Origin of the sequence: Streptomyces sp. NPDC014727, assembly GCF_043083485.1 — a bacterium.
GTDB lineage: Bacteria > Actinomycetota > Actinomycetes > Streptomycetales > Streptomycetaceae > Streptomyces.
Window position 1 is genome coordinate 111283 of sequence record NZ_JBIBYR010000016.1, and the last position, 17793, is coordinate 129075.

Annotated in this window: 11 protein-coding genes; 3 read left to right on the top strand and 8 right to left on the bottom strand. The window is 69.0% G+C overall.

From position 1 onward, the window contains the following. Window positions 1-417 precede the first annotated feature (417 nt). Window positions 418-1380, bottom strand: coding sequence for a helix-turn-helix domain-containing protein (locus ACF1B9_RS24480; RefSeq protein ID WP_391743507.1), 963 nt, complete (start codon window positions 1378-1380; stop codon window positions 418-420). A gap of 91 nt (window positions 1381-1471) precedes the next feature. Here ACF1B9_RS24480 and ACF1B9_RS24485 point away from each other — a divergent pair, with 91 nt between their 5' ends. After that, window positions 1472-5701, top strand: a complete 4230-nt coding sequence (locus ACF1B9_RS24485; RefSeq protein ID WP_391743505.1) for a S8 family serine peptidase — start codon at window positions 1472-1474, stop codon at window positions 5699-5701. 206 nt (window positions 5702-5907) lie between these two features. On the opposite strand, the gene ACF1B9_RS24490 is transcribed toward ACF1B9_RS24485, so the two are convergent. The 7 genes from ACF1B9_RS24490 to ACF1B9_RS24520 all read right to left on the bottom strand — a co-directional run bounded on the left by ACF1B9_RS24490 (window position 5908) and on the right by ACF1B9_RS24520 (window position 14508). Then, window positions 5908-7923 carry an acetoacetate--CoA ligase gene (locus tag ACF1B9_RS24490; RefSeq protein WP_391743504.1) on the bottom strand — a complete coding sequence of 672 codons (2016 nt, stop codon included), beginning with the start codon at window positions 7921-7923 and terminating at the stop codon, window positions 5908-5910. A 168-nt stretch (window positions 7924-8091) separates the two neighbouring features. Further along, entirely contained in the window at window positions 8092-8676 is a 585-nt protein-coding gene (locus ACF1B9_RS24495; RefSeq protein WP_391743503.1) for an RBBP9/YdeN family alpha/beta hydrolase, read from the bottom strand. After that, complete coding sequence (locus ACF1B9_RS24500; RefSeq protein WP_391743501.1) at window positions 8673-9923, bottom strand: MFS transporter; 1251 nt, start codon at window positions 9921-9923, stop codon at window positions 8673-8675. Before ACF1B9_RS24500 ends, ACF1B9_RS24495 begins: the two co-directional genes overlap by 4 nt. A gap of 111 nt (window positions 9924-10034) precedes the next feature. Continuing rightward, window positions 10035-10952, bottom strand: a complete 918-nt coding sequence (locus tag ACF1B9_RS24505) for a TauD/TfdA dioxygenase family protein (RefSeq protein WP_391743500.1) — start codon at window positions 10950-10952, stop codon at window positions 10035-10037. A 39-nt stretch (window positions 10953-10991) separates the two neighbouring features. Beyond that, window positions 10992-11963, bottom strand: coding sequence for a quinone oxidoreductase family protein (locus ACF1B9_RS24510; RefSeq protein WP_391743498.1), 972 nt, complete (start codon window positions 11961-11963; stop codon window positions 10992-10994). 81 nt (window positions 11964-12044) lie between these two features. After that, window positions 12045-13103: a 3-keto-5-aminohexanoate cleavage protein gene (locus ACF1B9_RS24515; protein ID WP_391743497.1), complete on the bottom strand. Its 1059-nt coding sequence runs from the start codon at window positions 13101-13103 to the stop codon at window positions 12045-12047. A 382-nt stretch (window positions 13104-13485) separates the two neighbouring features. Continuing rightward, a complete protein-coding gene (locus ACF1B9_RS24520) occupies window positions 13486-14508 on the bottom strand; it encodes an AraC family transcriptional regulator (RefSeq protein ID WP_391743496.1) in 1023 nt (340 codons plus the stop codon). A 362-nt stretch (window positions 14509-14870) separates the two neighbouring features. On the opposite strand from ACF1B9_RS24520, the gene ACF1B9_RS24525 reads away from it, so the two are divergent. Both ACF1B9_RS24525 and ACF1B9_RS24530 read left to right on the top strand, forming a co-directional pair. After that, window positions 14871-15956: a TauD/TfdA family dioxygenase gene (locus ACF1B9_RS24525; RefSeq protein ID WP_391743494.1), complete on the top strand. Its 1086-nt coding sequence runs from the start codon at window positions 14871-14873 to the stop codon at window positions 15954-15956. A 32-nt stretch (window positions 15957-15988) separates the two neighbouring features. After that, window positions 15989-17494 (top strand): long-chain fatty acid--CoA ligase, encoded by a 1506-nt coding sequence (locus ACF1B9_RS24530; protein ID WP_391743493.1) that lies wholly within the window; start codon window positions 15989-15991, stop codon window positions 17492-17494. Window positions 17495-17793 lie beyond the last annotated feature (299 nt).

A 17793-nucleotide genomic window follows, 5' to 3' on the forward strand; every position in this document is an offset into this window, starting at 1 on the left:
CGTGGCGGCATCGCACAAGCCCGAGCCACCACCGCTGGACGTGAACGAAGCCACCGGGCACACGTCGGCCCCGAGCGCAGATGCGGGACATCTCACACCCAGGGCCGCAGGCCGGTCAGCAGCCGCCTTCAGGCTCCGGCCGCAACGAGAACACCGCCCGGTCGGACTCGCCGGTGAGGTTACCGGCCTCACCGGGCTCCACAAGCCGCCATTCACCGCCGACTGGACTCCCAAAAGCCACCAGGTCCAGCCAGCGGGAGGCGATCCGGCGGTTCACCCGCCTGCTCCGTGGACGCCTCCGCGCGGCCCCCGTCTTGTGTGTCCCGGACTGGGCTGTTTCGTGTCTCGGTTGTCCGAGGTTGACGCGCCGAGACCACATTCACTCATTGCCGTCCCACCTGCTGCCGTCGTGCCGTCTCACAACCAGCCGCGGCGGGCCGCGATCACTCCGGCCTGGAAGCGGTTGGCGGCGCCGAGGAGGTCGTGCAGGCGGCTGATGCGGCGGCGCATGGTGCGGACGGACCAGCCGAGCTGACGGGCTATCGCCTCGTCCTTGAGGCCGCTGACCAGGAGGGTGAGGACGAGTCGGTCCTCCTCACCGAGGGGGTCCTCGGCGGGGGCGTTGAGAGGCAGGGCCTGCTTCCAGCACATTTCCCAGTAGCCGGTGAGGGCATCGAGCAGGGTGGACGGGCGGATCACCGCGGCGCGGACGTCGTCGAGGTCGAGAGAGAGCGGCATCAGGGCGAGCTTGCGGTCGGCGATGGCGAGTTTGATGCCCAGGCCGGGCAGCACGCGAGCCTGTTCGCCGTGCCGGACCAGCTCGCGGATGTCGTCGAGGACGCCCGGCCATTCCAGGGCCTCGGGGGCGTAGACCGCGCGGTACCGTACGCCGCGGCCGAGCGCCGTCGCCTCCACCGGGTTGGAGGTCGTCAGGGCGTACGGCGGTCGGTCCAGGGTCATCACGTCCTCGTGGGCCTCCTGTTGAAGGCGGACGAACCAGCGGCCGAGCGCCTCGCTGCCGGTGGTGATCTCCACCTCGTCCTCGCAGGTCGCGCCGGTTCGCGCGGCGGCGAACAGCCGGGACAGCTCGTCGGCCGCCGAACGGACCCGCTCCAGCTCATTGCTTCTGGTCCGTACCAGCGCCTCGACAGCGGCACCCGGCTCGATGGCGGCGTACCGGCGGCGGGAGCCTGCGAGCCGGCCGACCAGCCCGTGGTCGCGGAGCCGGTCCAGCGCCCTCGCGACGCGCTCGGCCGAACAGTCGAGATCCGCGGTGAGTTCGGCAGGCGCCGCCGTCCGCCGGGTCAGAACGGCGCGGTAGACGCTCTCGTCGAACGGATCGATGCCTGCCGCCGTGAGTTGTGGTGTCTCGGGAGTCATGGACGGATGGTGGCCCAGTTGTGCCAGCGACAGCAATGGGCCACGGAGATCAGTTGTGCGGCAAGTGCCTTCACCACTAGGACCTTTACGCATGGCAATGAAGTCACGAAGATCGCGTCATGCCGCCCTCGCCGCCGTTGTTCTCGCCGGCACGTTGGCGGCGACACCGGGTGCCGCCAACGCGTCCGCGCCCGCCCCGTCGCAACGAGTGCTCGTCGAACTGTCCGGGAACCCGGCGGTCACCGCCGCGCCCGGCGGATCGCTGCTGTCCGCCGAGGCCGCCCGCGGCGTCGGCGCCGCCCGCCGCGCGCTCGACGCGCGGCAGGAGACGTTCCTCGGCTCGGCGAGGAGCGCCGGACTGCACCCTTCGGCAACCCGCAAGCTGGGTCTGCTCATCGATGCCGTGGCGATGACGGTGCCCGCGTCCGAGGTGGGGCGGCTGTCCTCGCTGCCGGGCGTCACCGCCGTCCGCCCCGACACCCGGGTGCTGACGAAGACGGACGCGAGCGTGCCGCTGATCGGCGCACCCGGCGTCTGGCAGCGCAAGGATCCTGCCGGAGGCCGCGTCACCGGCAAGGGGACCACCGTCGCGATCCTGGACAGCGGCGTGGACTACACCCACCCCGACCTGGGCGGCGGACTCGGCAAGACGCACAAGGTCGTCGGCGGGCACGACTTCGTCAACGGTGACGAGGACCCGATGGACGACAACGGCCACGGCACCCACGTCGCCGGCATCATCGCGGGCAAGGCGGCTGAGAAGGGCGGCGTCACCGGCGTGGCACCCGGCGCGAATCTGCTGGCCTACAAGGTGATGGACGCCGACGGCTCCGGCTACACGTCGGACATCATCGCCGGAATCGAGGCGGCCTCCGACCCGGCCAACCCGCACCGCGCCGATGTCATCAACATGAGCCTCGGCGGCCCCGGCGACGGCACCGATCCACTGGGCCGCGCCGCCACCGCGGCCGTGCGAGCCGGTGTCGTCGTGGTGGCAGCGGCCGGCAACGACGGGCCGGGCGCGGGCACGGTCAGCAGCCCCGGCACGGCCGACGGCGTGCTCTCGGTCGGCGCGTCGACGAGCAATCTGCGGCTGCCCAGTGCCTATCTGGTCGGCCGGAAACCCGAGTTGATCCAGAGCTACCGCGGCGTCCTGTCCGCGAACCCGCCGAAGGGTCCGGTCACGGCGCCGCTCGTCGATGTCGGCAAGGGCACCCCTGAGGACTGGCAGCGGGCCGGCGACGTACGCGGAAAGATCGTACGGGCGCAGATGCTCGTCGCCTCCGCCGCCCAGTACCTGACGGCGAGTGCCGTGGAGTGGGCGCGGGAGGCGGAGAAGCGCGGTGCGATCGCCGTGCTGGCCGGCCTGCCCTCCAACGACGGCCCGGTGTTCGTCGCCGGTGCGTCGGACGGGGTCCGGCCGCCGGAGGTGAACCCCGAGCCGGGAGTGACCGAAGTGCCGTCGTCTCCCGCGCGGATCGACGCCTCCGGCGACTCGCTGCGCATGGACCACCTGGTGGTCATGGGCATCGACTCGACCCAGTACACGGAGTTGAGCGGCCGACTCGCCGCCGGGAACGTGTCGGTGACGCTGCGCGGCGCCGACACCACCGACCGGATCGCCTCGTTCTCCTCACGCGGCCCCACACAGGACTTCGGTCTGAAGCCCGATCTGGTCGCGCCGGGCGTGGAGATCCGCTCCACCGTGCCCAAGTCGCTGTACGGGCCGGGCCAGTACCGCATGTCGGGTACGTCGATGGCGGCCCCGCACGTCGCCGGCGCGGCGGCCCTGCTGCACCAGCTGCACCCCGGCCGGACGCCCGCTGAGATCAAGGCCGAGCTGATCGGTACCGCGAAGCCGCTGGGCGACACCGGGCCCACGACGCGGGGCGCGGGCCGGCTCGATGTGGCGGCGGCCGCCTCGGCCGCGGTCAGCGCCTCACCGGCCTCGGTGTCGTTCGGACTCGCCGACCTGTCCGGGCGTCAGATCGGCGGCACCGCGAAGGTGACGCTGCACAACCCCGGCATGCGGCCGGTCACCACTTCGCTGCGGACCGACGGTCCGGCCAAGGCCTGGCCGAGGCGGGTCACCGTGCCGGCCGGGAGAACCGCGACCGTCACGGTCTCGCTGCGTGTCGCCCGGCCTGCCGCCGACACCGAGATCAGCGGCCGTCTCACGGCGACTCCCGACCGGGGGCCGACGATCAACGTGCCCTATCTGCTCGCCGTCCGGCACCTGGCCGTCCAGGCCGCACCCGACCCGAGCGACGGTCGCTCGACCGTGCACATCGCCCCGCCGACCCGGCTGGCCGCACCGCCGGTCGTCACCGTCACCCCGCCTCGCGGCAAGGCCGTCGACGTCACTTCCACGCTCGATCCCGCCAGCGGCTACTACCGGGCCGAGGTGACCGGCAGCGTGGCCGGCGCCTACCGGGTCTCGGTGCGCGGCACCGCCGGCACCGGGCAGCGGCTCACCGGCGCCGGCGCCTTCGAGGTCACCCCGGTCGACAGCCGCGGGGACCGCTGGGAGCCGGTCGGCCCCAACAGCGAGGCCGGGTCGGTCGCCCTCTCGCCGAGTCGGCCGAAGCAGGCCGTCCTCACCCAGTACCAGAAGGCGGCACCCTGGCTGACCACCGACAACGGTGCCTCCTGGCGCCAGCTGGGCCGACTGCCCGTCGCGGACGGCACGGGTCCGCTCGTGGTGGACGCCAAGAATCCCGACCGCTGGTGGTACGCCGTGAACAGCGTTCACGACGGCAGCCGCCGGGGCGCCATCCTGCGCACCGATGACAACGGGCGGACCTGGCGCACGCTCGACGTCCCGGACACCCGCATCGCGGCGCTCGCCGCCGACGAACGGACCCGTACCCTGGTCGCGATCACCTCGGACGCACTGCTGGTCAGCACGGACGCCGGTGACCACTGGACGACGTATGCGACCGGAGTGACCGGCGCCGTCACCGCCGCCGCGGTCACCGGTGACACCCTCTACATGACGACGTACCACGGTGTCTGGGCCCGCTCCGGCATCGGCTCGGGCAACCCCGGCGAAGCACGTCTGCTCTTCGAGCCGTCCGGCAGCAGCGTCGGCGGGCTGGCCGCCGACTCATCGGTCGTGGCGGTGTATGTCCCGGGTCGGGGAGTTGTCGGTTCCCGTGACAGAGGGGAGACCTGGAGCACCCTGCTGTCCATGACGGAGGGCGGCCTCCGCCTGACCATCTCGGGTGACGACCTGTACCTGAGCACGGTGTCCGGCAGCGGCCGTCTCAGCCTCGACCACGGTCGGACGTGGACCAGGGTCGCCGCGCCGTCGCGCGCAGCGCTACCAGTGGACTACGACCGTTGGGCCGACGGTTCCGTCACCGTCTCCAGCGAGCAGGACGGTCTCTACCGGGGTGCCGCGGACGGCACCGGCTATCGGCGGATCGGCGTCCAGGGACTGACCGTCAACGATCTCGCTGTCAGTGACGGACATCTGCTCGCCGCCACCGACAGCGCGGTCTACCGCACCGCCCTTCCCGTCGCGAGCCCGGAGTGGGGCCGGTCGGGCGGCGAGGGCATGAGGGGCGTGACCGTCCCGCAACTTGCCGTGTCGGCCAAGGATCCGAAGGCGATCTGGAAGGTGCGGCGCACCGCGTTCGGCTCATTCACCGTCGAGCGCAGCGCCGACGGCGGTGCCACCTGGGAGAACAGGGGCAGTTCGGCGGAGGTGCCGACGGCGCTCCTGGTCCACCCCGCCGACCCGAACCGGGTCATGGTCAGCTTCCGAAGCCTTTTGGGCCAGGGGCTGTTCGCCACCAGTGACGGCGGTGCGACGTGGAAGAACCTCTACCACGAGCGCTCCTTCGACACCATCGCGGGCGACCCCGCGAATCCGCTGCGTCTGTGGCTCGGCAACACCTCCGGTCTCTACCGGTCCGACGACGGCGGGGTGACCGTCACCAAGGTCGCCGACGGCCCGGTGACCGCGATCGACCTCGACGGACGGCGCCTGGTCATCGGCGGTGCGAGTGTCCGCGTCAGCACCGACGGCGGCCGGACCTTCCGCACCGCGGACACCGGCGCTCTGGCGATCCATGTCTCCGACCTGCTCCGGGTCAAGGACACGCTCTACGCGGCCACCACCAGCTCCGGGGCGAGCGGTCTCCTGCAAGGCGGCCGCGGCGTACTGCGCAGCACCGACCACGGTCTGAGCTGGCACAACATCTCAACCGGCCTGCAGAACACCGACACCACCAAACTGGCCGCGAGCCCCGACGGCCGCGCACTCTACGTCGGCACCGTCGACGGCGGCGTGCACCGTCTCGACCTGCGCCACTGATCACTACGGATCGGGCGCCCGGACGGAACCTCCGTCCGGGCGTCCGATCCACGCGTTGACGCGGTCGGTGGGTGAGCGCAATGACCTCGATGGCCGGGCCGCTACCGGCCTGAGCCGGGTCACCGGCATCGGCCGCACGCGAACGGACGCGCCCGCGGAACCCCGCCGACGCCGGGCGCGGTCTGTCCCAGGAAGGGGCATGGAGATCACCTGCCGTCCCGGCGGCCGTGTCGGCTTCCGGAAGGGATCCTGGTGGCGAACCCCTCGAACCAGGTCAGCATCTCGGGGTGGGTGACGGCACCCTCGGCGCTCACATCAGCGGCGCGGGCTCCCTGGATGATGCGTTTGACGGGGACCTCCAGCTTCTTCCCGGTCAAGGTGCGCGGCACGGCAGCTATCGGAACGATGACATCCGGCACGTGCCGAGGTGAGAGCGTGTGTGTGATCGATGTCGCGATGGCACTCCGGAGTGTGTCGTCGACTGATTCCCCTTCGGCAAGGACGACGAAGAGCGGCATGACGTAACGGCCGTCCGGCAGTTCGGCGCCGATGACCAGACTGTCCGCGATCTGGGGAAGCTGCTCGACAACGGCGTAGATGTCGGCGGACCCCATGCGCACGCCCATACGGTTGAGTGTTGAATCCGATCGTCCCGCCACCACGACCGACAGGTCCGGTTCGACCGTGACCCAATCGCCGTGCCTCCAGACTCCGGGATAGACATCGAAGTAACTCGCCAGATAGCGCCGGTTCTCCGGATCGTTGACGAAGTGCAACGGCATCGAGGGAAGCGGTGCGGTCACCACCAGCTCCCCCTGGGCCCCGACAAGCGGCTGCCCGGAGGCGTCCCAGGCGGCGATGGCAACGCCGAGCGCGGGACACTGGATCCGGCCGACCCGCACCGGCAGCAGCGGGGAGCCCCCCGCGAGAACCGAGCAGACATCGGTCCCTCCACAGATCGACTGCAGCCAGGCTTCGGGGGCCAGACGGTCGTAGACCCAGCGCCACGTGCTGCCGGGAAGCGATGAGCCGGTCTGCAGGATGGACCGCAGAGCGCTCAGATCGATCTCGGCTGCTGGGTGCGCATCCGCTTTCTCTGCGGCGACCAGGTAGGCCGCTCCCACGCCGACCATCGTCGCGCGCGTCTGTTCGGCCACCTTCCAGACGCCGTTGACGCCGGCGTACGTGGGGCTGCCGTCGTACAGGACGATCGTGGCACCGTGCAGCAGGCCGCCGACCATGAAGTTCCACACCATCCAACTGGTGGACGTATGGAAGAAGTAGCGGTCGTCGCTCCGCAGGTCGACGCCGAGACCGAGGGCCTTGAGCAGCTCGACGACGATGCCGCCGTGACCCTGCACGATGCCCTTCGGTACGCCTGTGGTGCCCGATGACCACAAGATCCACAGGGGGTGGTCGAAGGCGACGTCGGCGAAGGTGAGTCCGGCCTGGTTGTCGAGAAGCGCGGGCCATGTGTGCTGCTCCAGCTGAGGCCGCTGCGACCACGATGAGGAGGTCGAGGACGTGGAGAGATGGCCGACGGCGATCAGATGCCGGACCGTGGGCAGACCGTCCGCGATCTCAGCGACCGCCGGACGCCGATCGAATTTCTTCCCCCCGTAGGAGTAGCCGTCGGCGGCCACCAGAACCGTCGGCTGCGCCTGCTGCAGCCGCGCGAGCACGCTGGACGTACCGAAGTCCGGCGAGCACACGGTCCACACCGCGCCGACAGCGGCGCTGGCCAGCAACGCGACCACGGCATGCGATGTGTTCGGGAGGTAACCGGCGACGCAGTCACCGGGCCCCACACCCATCTCGCGAAGGGATGCGGCAACAGCGGCGACATCGCGTCCGAGCTGCCGCCACGACGTCTCCACCGGAACGCCGCCTTCGGAGACACTGATCAAGGCCGGGCGCTCGTCGGTGGCACGGGCGAAGCATTGCTCGGCGAAGTTCATCCGCGCTCCCCCGAACCAGGAGGCTCCGGGCATCGACGCGTCGGCCAGCACCTCGTCGTAGCCGCTGACGGCGCCGAGGCCGTAGAACTCCCATACCGCCGACCAGAAGGCGGGCACGTCGGTGGTGCTCCACCGCCACAGCTCCGGGTAGCCGGAGAAGGACAGTCCCCGCGTTTCGCTCAGCCAGCGCATGAAGCCGGCGATGTTGGAACTTTCGGCCGTCGAGCGGCTGGGGGAACACAGCAGGTCGGCATCGGTGCTCATCAGCGCCTCCAGGGGCGGGTCGTGCGGGTGGGGGACGGTGCGCAGAGTCCGGCCAGGGCAAGCGCCTACGGGACGCACCGACATGTCTGCAACGAGGGGTGCGGCGGCACACGGCTCCCTCCTGCCCGGCGCGGGCAGGAAAGAGCCGTGAGGGAAAGCCGTCGTCGGTCAGGCGGACATGTCGGACGAAGGTCGGCCGAGCTCGCGGACGAACTCCTCCGCCCGGGGCCATGCGCCGTAGCCGGAGGCAGGGTTGAGGTGTCCGACCGGGCCGAGGTCCACGAGGCGGCTCCCCCATGCCCGGGCGAGATCAGCGACGCGATCGGCAGCGGCCAGGGGGTCGTTCGTGCTCGCCGCGACGATGCTGGGGAAGGGCAGGGGTGTCCGCGGCGTCGGCATCCAGCCGTTTTCACGCAGGGCTTCCGGGGTGGGATAGCCCTCCGGCAGCGGCGTGTCGAAGTCCGGCGGCGCCGCCAGCAGTGCGGCCTTGACGGGACGCCGGTGTCGTTGCGCCCAGTGCACGGTGGTCATCACCCCGGCGCTGTGGGCAACCAGCACGACGGGCCCGGAGATGTCCGACAGCGCCTCGTCCAGTGCGGCGACCTGGGCATCGCGGCTCAGCCTGTCCTTCTCCAGCGGGGGTACGGTTCGGGCGTCAGCGATCTTGTCGGCGAGGACGGTCTGCCAGTGGTCCGGCACATGATCGCGCAGTCCGGGGACGATGACGACCGTCGGCTGAGCGCTGAGAATCATGACTGCAACTCCGGTGTCTTGAGCGCCGGCCCGGGGAGCAGCCCCAGGCGGCGCAGGTCATTTTCGTAGGAGAACTTGCCTATGGTGAAGGCCACGCTGCCCGCGAGCCCGACGAGCGGGATCACCTGCAGTGCGCCGAGCAGGCCCAGGTGGTCCGCGAGCATGCCCGTCACCGCGGGCCCGGGGGCCAGCCCGAGCAGGCTGTTGGCCAGAGTGAGGGTGGCGAAAGCCGTCGCCGCAATGGCGGCGGGCGTCAGATTGGCCACCATGGCGGCCGCCGGACCGGCGGTGCCGCCGGCCACCAGGGTCCCGGCCGCGATCAACACGAGCTGCAGCAAGCCGACCGGCAAGTGGAATCCCACCATCAGCAGCACGAACGACCCGAGAGCGCAGACGATCGCAACGATCCACTTCCGGGCCGCGGCCTTCCGGCTGAGGCGGTCCGCGACGATCCCACAGAGGATCATGCCAATGCCACTGATCAGCGCGAAGACCCCGGCGGCCAGGCCGGCCTTCGCAGGAGGCATGTCGTAGTACCGGTTGAGGAAACTGGGTATCCACGCGAGCAGGGCCATCGCGATGAACATCTGCAGCCCGCTGCCGATGTAGGCGCAGACCACGGAGACCGAGGAGAACAGACGCGGCAGCTGGGCCCGGATGGGGGCGCGTTCGCCGGACACGGCGCTGTCGCGTATGGACGCCGGGCCCAGCCTCTTCTCGGTGACCACGAGGCCGTAGACCGCGGCCAGAACCAGTCCGAGGATTCCCATCGCGCCGAACGCCCAGCGCCAGCCGTGCTCCTGGGCGATCACACCGCCGACCGACACGCCCAGCACGGATCCGAACGAACCCCCCGCCATGAAGGCTCCGGAGAGCGTGGCTCGCAAACCGATGGGGAACACGCTGAGAACCACCGCGATGCCGACGCTCCCGTAGGCCGCCTCTCCGACGCCCACCATGAACCGGCCCAGGAACATCTGGCCGTAGCTCGCGGAAATGGCGCAGCCCAGGGTCGCCAGGCTCCACGCGGTCGCGGCCATGACCAAGATCCTGACCCGGCCCCAGCGGTCCGCCAGAAGGGACAGAGGGAAGGTGAGCACTCCGACCATCAGGGCCACGATGCCGCTGAGAGAGCCCAACTCGGCATCGGAAAGCAGCCATTCCGCTTTCAGCAGGGGAAAAACCGCGTTGAGAACCTGTCGCGACATGTAGTCGGACAGCAGAAGCCCAAAACCGAGGGCGAACACCAGCCAGGCATAGCTACGGGATACAGCCGGTGCGGTGGGAGACCTCCCTGGCACCGTTGTGCCGGCAGTGTGCACTCCCATTGGCATCACCTTTTTGTCTCTGGTAGGGGCTCAGAAAGGTTGGTCGCCGACAATCCCCGCGCGTTCCATCTTGCGCACGGCGGGCCAGTAGTCCTGGACGGCGTAATGCTGGGTGGAGCGGTTGTCCCAGATGGCGACGCTGTTCTTCTGCCAGCGCCAGCGCACCTGGTACTCGGGGACTGCCGCCTGGCTGATCAGGTAGTTCAGGAGACTGCCCGCTCCGGGGGCGTAGTCCTGGCCGAAGCGCACGTTCTCGGGCGTGTGGTAATTGACGAAGTGCGTGGTGAAGGCGTTGACGAACAGAATCTGCTCGCCGGTCTCCGGGTGGGCACGCACCACCGGGTGCTCCGGATCCGGGAAGCGGGCCTTCAGCTGGTGGCGTTGCTCCGTCGGCATCACGGCTCCGAAGGTCGCCTCGATGCTGTGCCGTGCGCGCAGGTCCGCGATCTGCGTCTTGATGTGCTCCGGCAGCCTGCGATAGGCCTCAGCCATGTTGACCCAGATCGTGTCACCACCCACTTCTGGTGTTTCCACGCAGCGCAGCACGGCGCCCATGGGCGGGCACGCGCGCCAGGTCGCATCGCAGTGCAGCGCGTTCTCGTAGTGCTCGGGTTTGCTGTCCAGGTCCTTGTAGATGCGGACCAGCCCCGGGTGGTCGGGGTCGCTGCCGACCACCGGATGGTCCTCCAGCGGGCCGAAGCGCCCGGCGAAGGCGATGTGTTCGGCGCGCGTGATGTCCTGGTCCCGCAGGAACAAGACCTTGTACTGCAGCAGCAGCGCCTTGATGTCGGCGAACAGATCGCCGTCGCGCGCGGCGTCGCCGAGGTTCACACCGGACAGTTCGGCGCCGATGGTGCAGGTCAGCGGCTCAACCTTGATCGAGGTACGCAGGACGCCCGGACGCACCAGGGCGGGCGTGTCTTCCTTCGGACGGACGGTCTGGGGCATGTGCTCACTCCTGGGGGTCACGTGCGGGGCACGGCGGGCTCAGAGGACGAAGACGGAAGATCCCGTGGTCCGTCCCGCTTCCAGGTCACGATGGGCCTGTACCGCGTCCTGAAGGGCGTAGCGCTGGTTGGTCTCGATCTTGATGCGACCGGCCGCGACGTGCCCGAACAGCTCCCCGGCCAGGGCGTCCCGCTCCGCGGGCTCGGCGATGTAGTCGGCCAGCGCGGGGCGGGTCACGAACAGCGAGCCATGGATGGCCAGTTGCATGGCGTCGAGCGGCGGGACCCCGGAGGACGTGCCGAAACACACCAGCAGGCCGCGGCGTTGCAGCGATGCCATGGATCCGGCGACGGTGTCCTTGCCTACACTGTCGAAGACGACCGGGACGCCCTTGCCGTCGGTCAGTTCACGCACCCGCTCGGCCACGTTCTCGCGCCGGTAGTAGATGATGTGCTCGCAGCCGTGGGCGCGGGCGACCTCGGCCTTCTCCTCGCTGGAGACCGTGCCGATCACCGTGATGCCGAGCAGCTTCGCCCATTGGGAGAAGATCAGACCGACGCCGCCGGCCGCCGCATGGAGCAGCACGGTATCGCCGGAGTTCAGCGGGTGGATCCGGCGCAGCAGGTACGCCGAGGTGAGTCCGCGCATGGTCATCGCCGCGGCTGTCTCGCAGCCGATCCCGTCCGGCAGTTTGATCAGTGAATCCGCGGGCATGACCCGCTCCGTGCTGTAGGCGCCCAGCGGACTGCCGGTGTAGGTCACACGGTCGCCCTCGGCGACATGCGACACCCCCTCGCCCACGGCCTCGATCACACCCGAGGCCTCCACGCCGAGCCCCGCAGGCAGTGGAGCCGGGTACAGGCCCGTGCGGAAATAGGTGTCGGCGAAGTTGAGTCCCACGGCGACGTGCCGGATCCGTACCTCGCCCGGACCCGGGTCGCCGACGACGACCTGTTCCCACCGCATGACCTCAGGGCCACCGGTTTCATGGAATCGAATGGCATGTGCCATGACGTGCTCCGTTTGCTCGTGTGTGGGGGCTGTGCGGGGCGGCGGCGGGGCGGGAACCCTGGCCGCCGCCAGTGGGTCGAGTCAGCTCTTGAGGTCGCGCAGCATGGAACCGCGCCGGCCGGGGCGGCGGTTGGGCACCATGCCGAGCCGGTCCAGGGTCTCGGCGGCGTCCGAGTACCATTCGCCGATCTTGTAGATCTTCTTCGCCTCCTGCCCGGTGGCGATCTCACGCCCGAGCGCATGGGCGATCTTGACCATCTGCTCGACCTGCTCCACGGAAGACATCCGCTCGCCCTTGTGCCGCCACAGGTTGTCCTCGTTGCCCACCCGCACGTGCGTGCCGAGGGCGATGCCGATCGCGTTCATCGGCGCCACCGCGCGCATGGATGCCTCGATGGTGAGCACGGCGCCGTCCGGGACACGGCGGATGAACTCGATCAGATCCGCCGGGTGCCGGCCGGCGAACCCGCCGCCGATGGCAACGTAGTTGAGCACCAGCGGACCGCTGTAGATGCCCTTGCGGATCAGCCGCTCCACGGTCTCCAGCTGCGCCATGTTGGCGAGCTGGAAGTGCGGTTGGATGCCGTTGGCACGGAGCCGCGTGAGGTGCTCGAGGTAGAAGTCCGGCCCTGCCTCGACCACCATGTCCCGATAGGCCTTGTAGTAGCCTGGCTTGGCGATCGACGTACCCTCGATGTCCTCGTCGTCGAAGAGCTCGACGATGTTCATCTGGTTGGTATTGATCGCGATCGTCACCTGGTCGGGCCTGGGAGTGATCTCGGCCAGCATGTGGCGAGTGTCGTAGCTGAGCCACTTGGCGTCGCCGCCCTCGTCCTCGGGGGCGAAGGAGATCGACCCGCCGATCTGCAGGACCATGTCCGGCACGGCCTCGCGCAGGCGGGCCATCAGTTCGTTGAACATGGAGATGCGCTTGGATCCGTGGCCGTCGAGCTCGCGCACGTGGATGTGCAGCACCGTGGCGCCGGCGTTGTAGCAGTCGACGGCCGCCTGCACGTGCTCGTCCATGGTGAGCGGTAGGTCGTCGGCGTCACCGGGCAACCACTCCGGCCCGTAGGGCGCGGCCTGGATGACCAGCCTCTCCTGGTTCTCCGGATACAGGGAGTCGTCGAAGAAGTGCACGGTCCATCTCCTTTGTCGGATGGGTCTTCACTCGCCGCACGCATCACTGACTTCGATGCGAGGCCCAAGGGCTTGCGAGGAGCGGACGCGGGAATGCAGACGGGTTCCCGGGCTCGCCGGGGGCTCGGATACGATCAGCGGGCCCGGGAGGGAACATTCGGCTGCGGGCAGGATTTCTGCCCGTCCTCGTGGGATCGGCCATGTCCCTTGCGGTGAGGCAACGTTAAGGGCGCGCCAGCGCGCGCGCTTGACCGAAGGTGACAGAAGACTTACCGCTTGGGGACATGCCTTGCCGTCGCGGCCGTCGTCCCCGGACCCGGGCAGGGTCATGCCGGGACAGGGCGTGAGCGGCCGTTCCGCGCGTCTGCAGAAACCTTGGTGGTCACTCCTCGCCGGAAGGCCGCTGCCCGGTGCCGCGGACCCGCCACTCCCTCGGGCTGCAGCCGAACCGCTCGCGGAACCAGCGCGAGAAAGCACTCGGTGCCGAGAATCCCAGAAGCCCGGAGATCTCCGTGAACGAGCGGCGCGGGTTCGCCACGAGCTGCTCCGCGAGCTGGGTACGTATGGCGTTGAGAACGGCGGAGAACGTCTCGCCCGAGGCCGCGAGGTGCCGGTGGATCGTCCTCCGGTCGATGCCGAGGCTGTCTGCGACCTGCTCGATCGAACAGCGCCCGGTGGGCAGCAGGACTTCGATCAGCTCGCGCACGCGGTCCAGCACAGTGGTGTCCTTCGAGACCGCGATGGACTCGAAATACTGCCGGGCGTAGGTCCGCAGCAGCGGGTCCGACATGGGGTTGGGAGCCTTGAGATCGCTGGCGTAGAAGACGATCCCGTTGAACTCGCGGTCGAATTCCACTACGGGACCGAAGAGACGCCGGTGAGTACCGGGATCCGTCGGCGCGTGGTGCGTGAAGCACACGGACAACGGCTGCCACCGGGCACCGAGAAAGCTGCGGAGGACCCCGTGGAAGGCACCCACGGCCAGCTCCGTGGCCTGGCGGGCGCCCACGGCCTCACCCAGCTCGAGGCTCACCTTGAGGGTGGCCAGGCCGTTCGCCCCGGAGAGCCGGCTGCGGAGCATCTCGTTGTACATGTGCTCATGGCGGACGAGAAGTTCGAGGGCGCTGCGGACATCGGGCTCGTCGCGCAGGACCAGACTGATGGGGCCGAGATTGGAGAAGCTGCGTCGCTCGGCAAGGAGCAGGCCGAAGTCCCCGCGCCGTGAGGCCGCCGCCGAGAGTTCGAGCAGTTGGGTGACCGCCGTGCCGGGGATCCATCTGTCCTGGACCGCGAGGCCGACAGGGTCCAGGCCCACACGCTTCATCAGGGCCCGCGGATCGATGCCCAGCGACTGGCTGACCTCGACACAGCTGTTCAGCGCTGCATTGCGGACAAGAGGCTTCATGGGCGCGCTCCAGGGGGCTTTGTCCCCAAGTGATAAGTGAGATGTCACGTCACGTCAAGCCATGGGCCACGTCGTGACCTAGCGTTGCACCACTGCGGTGGGGGTCCTCCGTCTGGATACGGCGTCCCGGCCGATCGGAATCCAACGGAGAGCACCATCGCAAAAAGTTCAAGTGCTGACCAGCCCTGAAAAGGCGGAACGGAATTTCCCGCAGATCAAGGATTCGGGGCGATGAAAAGCACCGAAGTCGTCAGAAATATTCCACAAAGAAAGGCGACAGGTCGTACGCACGATTCCTGTTCCAGCCGGCAATGAGCTGCACACGAGTCCGAAGAGACACGTACGACTTGAGGGAGGTCACCATGACAAGCGTGATCAACGTGCTGCGTCGGCCCTGCACCGGGCCGGCCGTGTGGGCGGGTCCGGACCTGGCAGACTCCGAGGAATGGGTCCTGCGGCTCACGCCGGCTCAGATCGACGAGCTGGAGGCGGCCCTGCGAGCGGTGCGGGCGCGGGGCCTTCCCCTACTCAAGATGACCGCCGGCGACTTTCCGCTGCCGACCCTGGCCGACGAATTGGAACGCATCGCCGACGTACTGGAGAACGGACGCGGATTCGTGCTCGTCAAACGCATTCCGGTCGAGCGATACAGCCAGGCGGCGGCGAGCACCATTTTCTGGGGAGTGGGCCAGCATCTGGGTGTTCCGGTGTCGCAGAACGCATCAGGCCACATGCTGGGCCACGCCCGGGACACCGGACGCAGCCTTGCCGACCCGGGAACGCGCGGGTACCAGACCAGAGCGAGGTTGCCGTTCCACACCGACGGATCCGATGCCCTCGGGCTGCTGTGCCTGCAAGCGGCCCGCTCCGGTGCACGGACCTCCGTCGTCAGCTCGGCAGCTGTCTGCAATGCCGTCCTGGCACGGCGACCGGATCTGCTCGAGCGCCTGTACCGCCCACATTTCCTCGACCTGCGGGAGGAGCAAGCCCCTGGCGAGCGCCCGTACGCCGCGGTCCCGCTCGTGTCCTGGAGCGGGGGCAAGCTCAGCATGCGCTACAACCGCTGCTACCTCGAATCCGCACAGCGCTTTCCTGACATTCCCCGCTTGGAGCCGAAGGACGTGGAACTCTTCGACCTCGTCGACGCGCTGGCAGGGTCACCGGAGCTCCGGCTCGAGGTCGACTTCGAGGTCGGCGACCTGCTGTTCCTCAACAACCATGCGGTTCTTCATTCCCGCACGGAATATGAGGACTTCGCCGAGCCCGAACTGAAGCGCCACGTCCTGCGGCTGTGGCTGACCGCGCGCCAGGGACGCGGCCTGCCGCCCGACTTCTGGGGAGGTCCGCAGAGCACCGGTGGCGGTCCCGACCGCGGCGGGGTTGCCCCCCGCGACGTGATCGCGACACAGAACTCCGTGGGCCTCGGCGGCTGCCGGCACCAACGGTGACCGTCGCCCATCCAGATCGAAGAGGAAACCGGATGAACAACCTCGCCACGCTCCTGACCGAATCCGCCCGGGCCGACGGCGACCGCGTCGCCGTTCGCCAGGGTGAGATCGCCCTCACCTATGCCCAACTGAACGACACGAGCGCCCGGTTCGCGGCACTGTTGCAGACCAAGGGCGTCCGGCCGGGCGACCGCGTCGCGCTGGTCATGCCCAACGTCACCTGCTTCCCGGTCGCCTACTACGGCATCCTCCGCTGCGGTGGCGTGGTGGTACCGATGAATCCGCTGTTGAAGGCCCGTGAAATGGCCTTCACTCTCCGGGATTCCGGATCGCGGATCGTGGTGACGCTCCCGCAGTGCGCGGACCAGGTCGCAATGGCCGCGGCGGAAGTCGGGGCCGATTGCCTGGTCACCGACTCGCCGACGTTCGACACCCAAGTGCGGGCCACCGAGCCGATGCCCCACGTCGCCGACCGGGCAGAGGACGACACTGCCGTGATCCTCTACACATCGGGCACGACAGGAACCCCGAAGGGCTCCGAGCTGACCCACCGCAACCTGATGACCAACGCGGCCACCGCGACCGAGACGCTGCTCCACGTCAGGCCGGACGACGTGCTGTTCGGGGGCCTGCCGCTGTTCCATGCCTTCGGGCAGACCTGCGCTCTCAACACTGCCGTCGCCGCGGGCGCCACTTTGACCCTGCTGCCGCGGTTCGAGCCGGCCAAGGCGCTGGAGATCATGCATCACGACGGGGCCACCATCTTCCTGGGCGTCCCCACGATGTACACAGCCCTGCTCCACACCGAGATCCCCGACGGCCACGACCTCTCGCGACTGCGCCTGGCCGTTTCCGGCGGTGCTTCCTTGCCGGTCGAGGTGCTGCACGACTTCGAACAGACATTCGGCGTCACGGTACTGGAGGGCTATGGACTGTCGGAGACTTCGCCTGTCGCGTCGTTCAACCCCCCGGACAGGCCACGCAAGGCCGGCTCGATCGGCCTCCCGATCCGCGGGGTCGAACTCAAGCTCGTGGCGGACGACGGCACCTCGGTGCGCCCGGGCGAGGTGGGTGAGATCGCGATCCGAGGCGACAACGTGATGAAGGGCTACTGGAATCGTCCCGATGCGACCGCGGATGCCGTCCGGGACGGGTGGTTCCACAGCGGCGACCTGGCCCGGGTCGACGAGGACGGCTACTACTTCATCGTCGACCGGAAAAAGGACCTCATCATCCGCGGCGGATACAACGTCTACCCACGTGAGATCGAGGAGGTTCTCTACGAACACCCGGCCGTCGCCGAGGCCGCAGTAGTCGGCGTGCCGCACGCGACCTACGGAGAGGAGATAGCCGCTGTCGTGACCCTCCGGGACGGTGCACGGATCACGGCCGATGAAATACGCGACCATGTCAAACAGCGGGTGGCGGCCTACAAGTATCCGCGGATCGTCACATTCACCGACGCACTCCCCAAGGGAGCAACGGGCAAGATCGTCAAGCGGGAGATCGTCGTCGAGCAGAAGGCGCCCACCGACTGAACCGATCTGGCGGCGATCTTGTTCTTCTGCCGCGCCGCGGGGCGCAGTCCGTAACGGTTCTCGACCGGCACCGCGAGGCCCTGCATCAAGTCCCGGACGTAGGTGCGGGTGCGGGCAGCACCATCGGCGGCCTGCCCGGGGCCGGGCAGGCCATTGTTCTTCGCAGCATCACTCACCGAGTGCATGGAGGCTGCCCCGCCCCTGGGAGCAGGACCAAGTACGTCGACCTTGCCGACAGGCCGGCGTTGGGCGACGATCAGGCGCGAGGTGCTTCACTTGCGGGAGGGGATCCGTGTCCG